The organism is Sphingomonas adhaesiva, from assembly GCF_002374855.1.
Taxonomy (GTDB): domain Bacteria; phylum Pseudomonadota; class Alphaproteobacteria; order Sphingomonadales; family Sphingomonadaceae; genus Sphingomonas; species Sphingomonas adhaesiva.
In genome coordinates, this window is record NZ_NWVC01000020.1 from 1 (window position 1) to 11,541 (window position 11,541).

Genomic DNA, 11,541 nt, shown 5'->3' on the forward strand with positions numbered 1-11,541 from the left:
AATACCAGCATCCCGATCTCGCCGCCTGACACACCGCCAAGCGAGCAGCCTAGACCACCGGGATGAGGGGTCCTTTTTCGACGCCGATCACCCCGCTACCGGGGTCCCTTTTCCACGCCGATCCACAGCCGAGGCGGATGACCGGTCCGCAAGACCGATCATCAGCCGCGTCGCGAAAGCCATTGCGCGAGGCCGCGCCTCGTCCTGACCATCCGAGGCACGCCTCCTGCGACTGCGCGCCCTCGCGCTCGATCTCCAGCCGGGCCGCCGACGACGATCGATCAGCCGCATCACGAGCGAACCGGATCATCGCGAGATGCTGCGCAGGACGGATCGGCGCCGTTCACCCGCACTCGTGCGGAGCGACTTGGCCCTATCGTACCGAGCGGCATCCTCCCGGCCCCGTCCTCGGCGCGGCTTGGGCCCACCAAAGGTCCGGCGGCACATCGGGGGTGACCGACGCACCCGTGGTGCGCCGGTATTCGCTGAACAACCCGTGTGCGCCGCACCTCTCCTTCGAGACGCGCAGGCGCGGAGAGCGAGACCTAGAACTTGGCCCTGACGGTCAAGCCGTAGGTGCGGGGCTCCTCGAGAAACGCAATTCGCTACCGCTGTCCAGGCCCACCGCGAAGCGGCGCGTTGGCCGTGATCCCGCGCGTGATCTCGTTGGTCAGGTTCACACCCCAGACCTCGAACGTGAAGCGTTGGTCCGGCGTCGACAATCCCAGCCGCGCGTTCACCTTGAAGTAGTCTTCCTGATAATCGAAGGGCAACGGCTCGAACGGCGCGGCGACCTCCGTCGGCGTCGTGCCGGTGCGGCGCTTGCCCGAATAGTAGAGGTTTGCGTTTGCGAGCAGGCCCCATCCCGAACTGTCCAGCGGCCCATCGTACGTCAGTCCGGCGACACCACTCCACTTCGGAGCGTTGGTCAGTTGCTGACCGCAGAGGGTCCGGATCGTTGCGAAGGCGCCACCGCTCAGGCCGCTGGCGCAGTCCTCGGGGTAGCGGGCGTCGGTGTAAGCCACCGAGAAGTTCAACGTCATGTTGGGATCGAACCGACCCAGAAATTCGAATTCCGCACCGGTCGATTTCGCCGCCGCGACGTTGAAGGTCTGGAACTGGATGCCGTTGAACTCAAGTACCTGGAAGTCGGCCATGTCCATGTGGAACACGGCAAGATTCGCGGTCGCCTTGTTGTTGAGAAGTGAGCTCTTGATCCCGATTTCGTAGGAGTCGACCTTCTCGGAGTCGAAACGAGGATCAAGCCCGCCCGCCGAGGCTGCAGGATCGAGGTTGAAGCCGCCGGACTTGAAGCCATGAGAGTGGCTGACGTACGCCAGGAAACCGGCATTGTTGTTGTAAGCGAGCTGCGCCGTGTATGTCAGTTCATCGTCCTTGAACCGCAGATCGAATTCCCGCGGCAGGGGTAGAACGGCGGAGGCGGGAAGGTTCGCCTGGGTGGTGAACGAGAAGCAGTTCAAAGCGACGGCGCCTCCAGCCAGCGCCTGCGCCGAAGCCGCCGGAAGGCCGAGAACCGTGGTCAGGTTGTTGATTATGTTGTTGAAGCCGTTCGCGGTGGCGGCACACGCCGGCGAGCTGGCCGAGAGCTGATTGAAAGCGCCGTCCTTCTTCTCGTCGACGTAGCGCGCTCCGACGGTGAGACTGATGTTGTCGGTCACCTTGATCACGTTGTGCGTGAAGACCGAGAAGCTTTCCGCGTCCTGAGTGAAATTGTTGACCGCGAAACTTCCGTTGGCGTCTACGCCCACGTTGTTGGGAAGCGCGAAGTTCGGCACCGTGCCCACACCCGGGATCGAGGTCGTACCCGTCGTCTGCGCCAGTCGCGTAAGCGCGAAGAGCGGATTGGGGCCGAGCGGCGCGAAGCTGTTACCGACCGCGTTGAACAATTGCGTCGACGCATAGGCCTGATAGTCCGGCCCGAGAGCGATCGCCTGGATCTCGCTGATCTTCTCGTTCGAGTAGTAGGCGCCGACGAGCCAATCCAGCCGGTCGTCGAAGGCGGTACCCTGAAAACGCAGTTCGTGCGACATCAACTCGGTATCGACGCCGCCGAACGGCAGATTGGGCGCGAATGGCCCCGGCCCCAGTTGATAGATATTCAGTCCGACGTAGTCGAATTGGGCGTTCTGCGTCTCGAACTTCCGGTAAGACCCGATGTAAGTGATCTTGGCATCACCGAGATCGTACTTGAGCTCGCCCGACGCGCCCCATTGCTTGCTGTTGTTCGTGAAGCCGAGATCGCTCGAGCGCCTACGGCGGACAGCGTTCTGGCCGGAGTCGATGACGCCGCCATTCGCCGGCAGACCGTACGCCGCGAATGCGCCCAGGTCGCGCAGTTCCGTCTCTCGGATGATCACGGCTGTGCAGCAGTTCTCGTCGGTTTCAGCGTAGTCGCCGATGAGACGCAGGCTGAGGTCCGCGGTCGGCTCCCAAAGCGCCTGACCACGAAGGATGAAGCGATCTCGGTTCTGGCTCTCGGGCCCGCTCGTCGTGCTCTTCACGAAGCCGTCGCGCTTGCGGTAGGCGCCCAACAGGCGGATCCCGAGCTGATCCTTCACCACCGGTGCGTTGAAGCCCGCCTGCACCCCGACGAAGTCGAAGTTGCCGACACTCACGTTGGCGAAGCCTTCATAGTCGTTGAGATCGGGGCGCTTGGTGGTGATGCTGAGCGCGCCTGCGGAGGTATTGCGGCCGAACAACGTTCCCTGAGGTCCGCGGAGGATCTCGAGCCTTTCGAGGTACGGTCGACGGCCTTGAGGGCGGAAAGTCAGACCAGGATCGTCCTGGAACGCATGCGGCAGGAGGGTCTGATCAGCATTGGATCCGCTCAGCTCGACTTTCTCGCAACCAACATCTGGATCGTGTCCGCCTACTGGATCGACTACCTCGTCAATCGAGGCGGCGTGACGGAATTCACCCGTGAACAGCTGTCCTGGGGAGCTCGCCAGATCAGCAGTCTCTTCGAGCCATACCTGACGGAGGCGGGAGCCCCAGTGATCTGGCCGTCCGCTTCGGACGCGGCCGAGAAGGACGCAGGGTAAGGGCTGGAGCAGCTGCGAGGCGCGACCCGTGTCGCCTGAAAAGGGCGGCATCGGCTCCAGTCGGCGCCTCCTCCCACGATAACGATCGCGATAACACTCGCGATCGCAACGGCCGCCGAGGCGCCGTCCAGGTTTGCGCCGGACCAACGACGGGCCTCGTTACGGAAGCGACGACCACCAGTACAACCTTCCGTTGCTAGGAGCGTGCCACGGTAGGCGCGATGCGGAGGGACCGGGGGCCCGCTGAGCTACAAGTGCCTTCAGCAACCGGGAGCGATGGTCATCGGCGCACCATGCCCGTGCAATCGTGGGAGGCGTCGAATGCGGAACCGCCGCGCCGCGGGGCGAAAGAGCGTCAGATCGCTCCGAACACCGCAATACCTGTTGGAAGGAGCGACGATGGAGTGGATCGCGAGCGCGGGGCGGACGGCATCGCGGCGAGCAGCTGCCGCCGCGGCGACGTTCGCGGCCGCCACCTGTTCCTGACCACCTTCGAACGACACGGGTCAGGGATGGACTCGGCACCGGCCGGTCAGAAGCTGGGGCGACCACGCCCCAGTGATCACCGGAAGCTCCTGGGTGTGAAGCAGGGAGGAGGGGAAAAGCGGGGACGGGCCCGCCCCGCCTGCTTCGCATCGCACCGAAGGAGTTAAAAAGTCGTGAACGAGACCCAAGAGATGCGCACCGCGCGCCACGAACTGCAGCGGCTTTCCGCGTCCGACCCGGCCGCCGCCGCGAACATGATGCGTCACGTCGTCGCCTTTTCGCTGATGTTCACCGGCAGGCGGCAGCGAGAACGGCAGAACGGCGAACCGCAGATCGCCGCGGGCTTCGTGCTGAGCCACGGGAACCAGAACCTGTGCGCCGCGGCCGCTCGGCGCAGCAAGACCGACCAAATCTACATCGCGTTCGATGTCGACGACGCGAGGGCGGCACCGCTCGCCACCGGCGTGTTCCGCGAGCAGGACGGCGACATGTGGTGCTATGGGAGCTGCCGCCTCTGGGCCCCCGCGTGCGGCGGACGCGCGCTGCTCGTGCCTAGAGGCGACGACTATCTCGGCTACTTCGCCTTTCAGCCCGGGCACCGGCTGAAGCTCGTGCAGGCGCCTGTGCCCGGCGACCTCGACGCGGGAACCCGCCGAGCCGACGCGAGGCTCCGGCACCTACTCGCCTCCGACACGCTGCGGAACGTCCACTGCGAGGGTTTCATGCACCTCGTCCGCAACGTCGGTGCGGCGATCTTCGCGGACACCTCGCGATTGGCGGCCTGATCCGCAAGCGGGCGTCCGCCGCCGCCCATTCAGAAAGTTCGATCGGCCATAGTGAATATGGCGGTCCGCGGTGGCCGACGAGGCTCGCAGGGCGGCACCGGAAGGTGACCGCTCCTGCGAATGCCGTTCGTTGGGAACGAGAGGGCTGGCTCCAGAAGCTTAAGGGAAAATGACATGTACATCACAAACGACATGGCCGCGGCCACCGCGACCCCGCTCCTCCACATCGACCCGCCAAAGATCGATCCGACGATCCGGAAAGCCGAAGTGGAGCGCGTGATCGAGATCGCCACCGCCGCGCTCACCAAGACGCAGAGGCGCAAGCTCGGCGCGCTGTCGTTCGCGGCGGCGCGCGACGACGACGACCACTTCTACTTCGGCCAGATCCGATCGGAGCCGGTCGGCGCGTCGGGGGTCGAGTTCCGCTTCCCCCTCCCGGCGCGGAACACAGGTCACCGCGATCCCGCCGTTGTCGCCGCCGAACTCTTCGAGGGCGCCACCCGCTTGTCCCGGTCGACACGCATCCTGAAGAAGCTCGGCGGGGTCTACCGCGAACTGGCGGAAGCCGCGGTCGCCGCCGGCAGGGGCGGAATAGCGGAGATGCGCGTGGTCGCGATCGGAGCAACGCCGGGCCGGACCGCAGAAGCGTTCAAGATGACCGTGGACGTCGAGATGCTGGGCGACGACCTGACGCTCGGCATCGAGCGCGTCACGGAGTTCACGGACGGAGGCGGGGTCGACCGCATGGAGGAGCGGCTGAAGGCTCTCGCCGCCAAGCACGTCGGGCGTCGCCACGTGCTGGCGCGAGCTAAGGTCGCGGGCTCGACCGGCTTCATCGACGACTCGGCAACGCGGGTGCTCGACATCTCGGGCCTCGGCCGCGCGGCGGCGCTCGACATGCTGCGGTCGGACCGCCAGGTCGACTTCTCGTTCGGCGGCGACAGCGGATACGACCAGATGGGCGGCGTCTATTGGGACGACGGCGTGGTGCGGGGGTACATCGAGAATCGCGAGCGCGGGAATATCTTCCGGCTCGAGTCCAAGGTGCTCCTGCTGGAAAGGAACAGGCTGCCCGAGACGATCATCGCGAGCCTTCCGGGCCGACATCTAGGAGAGGTCGTCGACATCCCGTTCATCCCCGGCAACGCCTTGATCCTGGCGGTCGAGGAGTCGGGGGAGTGGCTCTACCTCGAACTCGAGATCGGTCAGTCACCGATCGAGGAGACGCTGGTTCGGGATCAGGACGCGTTCGCCACCTGACGTGCACCGCGCGGTATCGGCCGCCCGAGCGCGCAGACGCGGCGCGAGGGGCTCAGCCCTCGTCGGCGGCCATACCGCCGGCGCGGCGGCCCGGGCCGCGCGACAGCCGGCGGACGGCCCGAACCTCCTTCACCGACACCGTGAGTCCGGCGAACAGCTCGTCGAGCGGATAATCCAGCTCGACCGACAACCTGGCGATCACGAGCAGGGTCGGATTCTGCGCCCCGCGCTCCAGCCTGCCAAGGTAGAGGCGATCGAGGTCCGAACGCTCCGCCAGCTCGGCCTGGCTCACCCCCGCCGCGATCCTGCGCTCCCTGATGCGCTCGCCGACCTTCCGAATCACCTCTATCTGCACGTCGCGAAGCATGCCCTTCCGAGGGTCGCGCGACCAGCGCAATCGCCCAGGCCGGCTCGGCGCCGAGACGGCGAGGTCGGCAGCTGACGGTCCCGTCCCGGACGTCGCCTCAGCCGGGCCGCCGCGAGGGCGCAACCCGTTATGGTGGACCCTCACCACCTTCCCGGACGCGCTTCGACCGCGCGAGTGCCTGACCGCCGAACTCGCCGGCGGCCTCGTCGCCGCTGGGCGTCCCCGGCGGTCCGGGCAGTTGCAGCCACTCGACCCGCATCGCCGCCATGAGCTGAAGGAAGAATACCGCCGTGAACCTGCCGCGGCTCAGCTTCTTCCGCAGATTAGGAACGGTCTCCTCAATTCCCAGCGTGGAGAGATGTTCGACCAGACGCTCCTGACTGAGCCCGCGCCGCATCAGCTCCGCCCTTATCAGGTTCTTCGCCTGCCGTTCCCAAGCGTCCTCGTCCAAGCGCAGCTCCAGAAGGCGGCACACGGCTTGCCATGCGCGCACATTACCATATATGGGTATTTCAAACCCCATCTACGTCCCGCCGGTGCCGGCGCGGCGTTGTGTTCAGAAGGCTATACCACCCATGGTCAGCAAGGTCGACACGCGTCCAGATCCACAACTTGAGGGTAGCGGCAACGCCGCGAGGCGAACTCGCGGGCGAAAGCGCCGCCCGCATGCGGCTGGCAAGCTCGACGACGTCGGCGCACGGGTCGACGACTTGCGGCTCAAGACCCGGCCGGTGAACATCGACCCGGTAGATGAAGGCCGATCCGTCGCCGGGCGGCAACCGACCGAAGCCGCGGACGACACCGCACCAGGCGTCGACGGAGGCGCCCTTCTCCCCACCGACGATGCGCCGAACGAATCCTCGACGACGGATCCGGACGACCATCCATCCACGTCCTCGGCGCTGGCGCGCCACTTGGCGGCCATCGATGGGTTCTCCGCCGAGCTCGCTCACACCGGCGAGCGGCTGGTCCGCGGCCCTAATGGCGGCGTGGCGCTGAACTGGGCCGCGCGCAGGGCGGGGGTTCCGCTCAGCGCCTTTCAGGTCTGGAACGAGGTCCGGGACAAGCTCCTCGCGCTCCGGCACTTCCACAGGTTCACCGACGAGCCGGCGGGCGAGGAGGACGCCGACGGCGAAGCGTTGCGCCCCCCGCTCAAGCCGGCGGACACAGAGGCATGGATCGCCTCCGCCCCGCCGGGCGCGCCTGAGCGCCGGGAAGCGGACGTCGCCGCCGCGCTCGACGGGCTCGAGGCCTGGGACGTCGTGCTCAACGCGCTCACCGAGACGATCCCAAGCTACAAGGGCCGCCCCGTCCGCTCGAGCATAGCGACCCGGCTGGGCGTTCCTCCCGAGACGCTGGACCACCCTGCGGTAGAGCGGTTCGTCGAGCGGCTCGCGCGCAAGCATGGCGTCGCCGCCCCGCGATCGCGGTCGCCGCATCGCGACGCCGGCCGAACGCCGGAGCGGCGGAAGGTCGATGACGCGGCCGACACGCTGCAGGTCCGCGGCCAGACCTGGGATACGCTGCCGAGCGGGATACCGAGCATTCCCGCGATCATCGATCTGCTCGACCTAAACCCGGCCCTGATGTTCCGCCCCGGCTTCCGGGCACACGTGCTGGATCGGCAGCGGCGCCTCGTGGAGGCGGCGGGCGGAACGATGCCTGCCGGCAACGACCTCCACCTGGCCGTCACGAACGCGGTCGTCGACACCTACGCGCTCCTCGTCGACGCCGGGCTCAGGACGCCTCCGATCTCGCTTACGGGTGCCGTGCGCCTGCGCGAGGTCGAGAGCGAGCTTGGCCTTGTCAAGGGAACGTCGACCCGCTTCCCCGAGATCGCCACGCGGATCCAGGCGATTGCCGCCGGCTTCATGGACGCGCGCGCACAGGCGCGACGCGAGGAGGAACGCTCGCGCCGCGTCGCGCTGATCGTCGGCCGGATGGCGGAGCTGGCGGAGACGCTTGGGTCCGGCACCGGCAAGATCGCCGTCAATCATGCCGGTGCCGTCAGCAGGAAGGCGCTCGAAGCCTCGATCGGCTGGAGCCTCGGGCAGGATGCGGACGACCCACGCGTGACGGCCGCCATCGAGCGGCTAGTCGCCCGCGTCGGACTCGCGGAGGGGGTCGCAAGCGCTCCGCGACGAGAGGTGACGGAGATGGATCTCAAGGTCGCGGACTACTGCGATCTCATCAGAAGACGCGGGTTCGGTCCGCCGCGGCTCTCCACGCTGTCCACCCTTGTCGACAAGGAGGGAGCGGCCGGAGAGATGGACGTCCCGGCGGGAAACCTCACCCAGGCCCACGTCAAGCGCATACGTGCGGCCGCAGCCGAGGTGCGCGGTCTTAATCCCCTCCACTGCGAAGGTGACCCCCTTGCTTACCGTATGCAGGATCGCGAGAAGACGGCGCTCATCGAGACGATGCTGTCCGACCCGATCTTCGATGCGGGCCTGCCCGGCCACCCCTTCGACGACCGCCGGCTCGATCTCCCGGCCATCGCCAACGTCCTGGCGATCCCCGCGCTGTTCCTGCGCCGCAGCCCTGCCGCCCGGGCGCTCATCGACGCGAAGATGGTGGCAGTCGGCATCGCCCCGCACCCCGGCGACCGCTCCGGCATCACCTACGCCGAGCTGCGCCGCTACGGGCGCGGCAGGACGGCTAAGGAAGCGGAGGCCGCGATGGCCGCCGCCGCTTCGTCGAGCGGCCCGGGTTCTATCCGAGCCGCAGCGCCGGCACCGACCGGCGAAATCGCCACAGACGGCCTCTCCACCAACCCGGCGGCGGCGGCGGCGCGCGACGTGCGCGCGCTGGAACGGCACATGCGCGCGATCGGCCGCGGCGGAGCGGATGCCGTCGGCCTCACGCTGCTGCGCGGCAGCGGCACCCGTCGCCTGCCGCATTCCGGCGAGGAGATGGACCGGTGGCGGCGCTACCAAGCGGAACTAGCGATATTACGGGCCGACCACCCACTCGACCTGCCGTTCGGCGCCGGCGCCTGGGGCGAGGTCCGGATGTCCTTCGGTCACGCACTCTCGCTGCTGCTTCGCGCGAAGGGCGAAACCAGTCACACGTTCGAGAGAACCTCCGGGCTCGACAAGCGCATGACCCGCTGGATCGATGGCGAAACCATCCCGACTTGGCAGGACGAGGAGGCTCTTGGACGGCTCAACGATCATCTTGGGGCGCCGAAGGGCTTTCTGGCCGGTCTGCTCAACCCCGACTTCCGGAGCCTCGGCAAGCCTCGCGGCCACCTGCGGAACGCCAGTCGCTACGATCATCACCTACCCTATGGCTTCTGGAGCGAGCAGCCAAACCGTCGGCGCGAACTGCTGCGCGAGGTGGCCTCGAACTATGCGGTGCAGGACACCGAGTACAGCCGACGCCTGCGCGTCCTGCAGCGGGACGAGTACCGCTTCCTACATGAGGACTGGCCGGAGGCACTCAAGGCGGAGTGGGCGGAATACGAGGCTCGCTGGGACCTCGCGTCGGCGAAATCAAAACGCGAGGGTAAAGACTTCGACGTCTTCGAGCTGCTCGGAAAGTCGGAATCGGACTTCCGCGGCAAGGCGGTGTCGACAGTCACGCGCACGATGGTGCGGCAGACGTTCGAGCGCCTGTTCGGGTTCATGACGCGCGAACCCGACCTAACCCCGAGCAGACTGGTGGATCCACGGACACGCGAGGACCTTGTCGGCCTCAGGCTAGAGATTGTCAGGGGCGTCGGCTACGCGCCGCAAGGGGGCATGGGCGTGCCGCCCGAGTTCCTGACGATGGGCGCCATCGCGCTACCGGAGCTGACGCGCCGTTTCCTCGCGCACATCAAGAACCGTTCGGGCGGCTACGGACCGGGGTCGATCAACGACTTCGCGCAGCTTGCAGACGCCTCCGACGCCAACAGCCCGCTGCGCAAGTCGGAGCGGGTTGCCACGGCCTCCGCGGCACTGGTCGCCTGGTTTCATACACCCATGGGGCAGAAGGCGGCCATCAGCGGCGAGGTCCCCCCGGCGGGCAGCAAGCCCGACTGGGCCAAAGCGCACGAGACCTGCTCCGGCGTGAAGTCGTGGCTGAGAAAGCTAGAGCGCCTCACCGCCGGACCCAAGGGCAAGACGCTCCAGCCGGACGAGCGTGTGGAGAAGAAGCGGAAGGCGTTCGATCCGATCTGGGCGGTACTAGGGTCGAACACGCCGGCCGCGCTATATCGGAAGCTGATCCAAGGCATGATCAGGAACCAGCCGATGAAGACGGGGCACCGCCACAGGCACCTGCAAGACTGCATCATGGTGATGATCCTGTTCCAAACCTTCCTGCGCATCAAGAACGTCGCCCAGCTCACCTACAAGGGCCATGACGGCGACGGGCAGCTCCGCTGCTTCGAGGACGGCTGGTGGATCACGATCCACAAGGACCGCTTCAAGAACGGCGGCGGCGAATACTTTAAATCCGGCGACCAGTTCCACGTTCGGCTCCGGGACGAGGACGGACTCTATGCGATGCTCGAATACTACCTGCGCGTCTCGCGCCAGTACATCGCGATGCAGAAGCCCGCGCCCTCCCGGAAGCCCAAGCGCGGCAAGGTCAGCGGGGCGTCGGCGGGTACCGGCATCGACGATGCCTCGGCCGAGACGACCGTCGAACCAACCGACGATGACGATCACGCCGACGCCGTTGCCGATAGGGCCGCGCTCACGCTGGACGACGATGAGGATAACGACAGCTTCGAAGACGAGGACCATGACGGCGAAGCGGCGGAATCACGTTTCTTCATCAAGCAGGGCGGCCGCGAGTTCAAGCCTTCGCAGCTCGCGGCCAAGTTCAAGCTGGCGACGGCGCGCCACATGGCCCAGAGCCCCTTGCGCATGCGCGGACTCTCCGGACTTATGCCGCATGGCCCGCACGCCGTGCGGCACGTGGGCGCGACCGACGCGCTGAAGACGACCGGATCGTGGGAGGAGGCCGCGCGCGTCATCCAGGATGCGGTGTCGACCGTGCGTCAGGTCTACGTCTTCTTCACGCCCGAGGATCAAGGCCGCCTGGCGTCCGCAGCGGCGGAACGGGGGCGGCACAAGCCCGTGCACTTCCCGCGGGGCGTACACCTGCTGTCGCCGCCGGTGCGAAGGATCCACCTGACGGCCTGACCGCGAGGTCAGCGTGCGCGCCGACGGCCGGGCCGGGCAATGGCCCGGCTCGGCCGTACGCGTTCGGCCCAGGTGATCTAGACGACAGCCTGACCGACCCCAGCGTCACGCTCCACCTCCTCCATAAGCTTCCGAAACGACGATACTGTGGCCCGCTGCGGGTCGGGCGCTGTCCCATCGACCGTCGATCGCGTCCTACCCTGCGAAACAACTCGGCATCCGCAACGGACGCTGCGTCGCTGCGCATCCGGTCGCTGTCATCGGCTCGCGCCTGCCGCCTAGCACGATTGCCTCACCTTCGAGCAACTTGGCATCCGCCCCCCTTTATGGATGGCTCGCCCCTTATCTGAACCGTTGTCGCTTCACGACAGCGGGTCGTTTGCGGAAGGAGCGAAGGTCATGGACATTTCTGTGCTCGGGATCGATCTTGGCAAGAATAGCTGCAG

At 66.8% G+C, this 11,541-nt stretch carries 7 protein-coding genes; 4 read left to right on the plus strand and 3 right to left on the minus strand.

The window, feature by feature from the left end:
* Positions 1-605: 605 nt before the first annotated feature.
* Positions 606-2,720 (minus strand): TonB-dependent receptor, encoded by a 2,115-nt coding sequence (locus COA07_RS17255; RefSeq protein WP_066712251.1) that lies wholly within the window; start codon positions 2,718-2,720, stop codon positions 606-608.
* A 6-nt stretch (positions 2,721-2,726) separates the two neighbouring features.
* Here COA07_RS17255 and COA07_RS18475 point away from each other — a divergent pair, with 6 nt between their 5' ends.
* The 3 genes from COA07_RS18475 (at position 2,727) to COA07_RS17270 (ending at position 5,593) form a co-directional block, all read left to right on the plus strand.
* The gene (locus COA07_RS18475; RefSeq protein WP_255266811.1) at positions 2,727-3,062 is read left to right on the plus strand and encodes a TetR/AcrR family transcriptional regulator; all 336 of its coding nucleotides are present in this window, start codon (positions 2,727-2,729) and stop codon (positions 3,060-3,062) included.
* A gap of 659 nt (positions 3,063-3,721) precedes the next feature.
* The gene (locus COA07_RS17265; protein WP_066712257.1) at positions 3,722-4,333 is read left to right on the plus strand and encodes a hypothetical protein; all 612 of its coding nucleotides are present in this window, start codon (positions 3,722-3,724) and stop codon (positions 4,331-4,333) included.
* Between the two features lie 174 nt (positions 4,334-4,507).
* The gene (locus COA07_RS17270) at positions 4,508-5,593 is read left to right on the plus strand and encodes a hypothetical protein (protein ID WP_096641356.1); all 1,086 of its coding nucleotides are present in this window, start codon (positions 4,508-4,510) and stop codon (positions 5,591-5,593) included.
* A 52-nt stretch (positions 5,594-5,645) separates the two neighbouring features.
* Here COA07_RS17270 and COA07_RS17275 read toward each other — a convergent pair whose 3' ends face one another.
* Positions 5,646-5,960 carry a helix-turn-helix domain-containing protein gene (locus COA07_RS17275; RefSeq protein WP_096641357.1) on the minus strand — a complete coding sequence of 105 codons (315 nt, stop codon included), beginning with the start codon at positions 5,958-5,960 and terminating at the stop codon, positions 5,646-5,648.
* Between the two features lie 127 nt (positions 5,961-6,087).
* Positions 6,088-6,411: a DUF6471 domain-containing protein gene (locus COA07_RS17280; RefSeq protein WP_141396573.1), complete on the minus strand. Its 324-nt coding sequence runs from the start codon at positions 6,409-6,411 to the stop codon at positions 6,088-6,090.
* Between the two features lie 124 nt (positions 6,412-6,535).
* On the opposite strand from COA07_RS17280, the gene COA07_RS17285 reads away from it, so the two are divergent.
* On the plus strand, positions 6,536-11,095 hold the full coding sequence (locus COA07_RS17285; protein WP_096641358.1) for a hypothetical protein: 4,560 nt from the start codon (positions 6,536-6,538) through the stop codon (positions 11,093-11,095).
* The last annotated feature ends 446 nt before the right edge of the window (positions 11,096-11,541 follow it).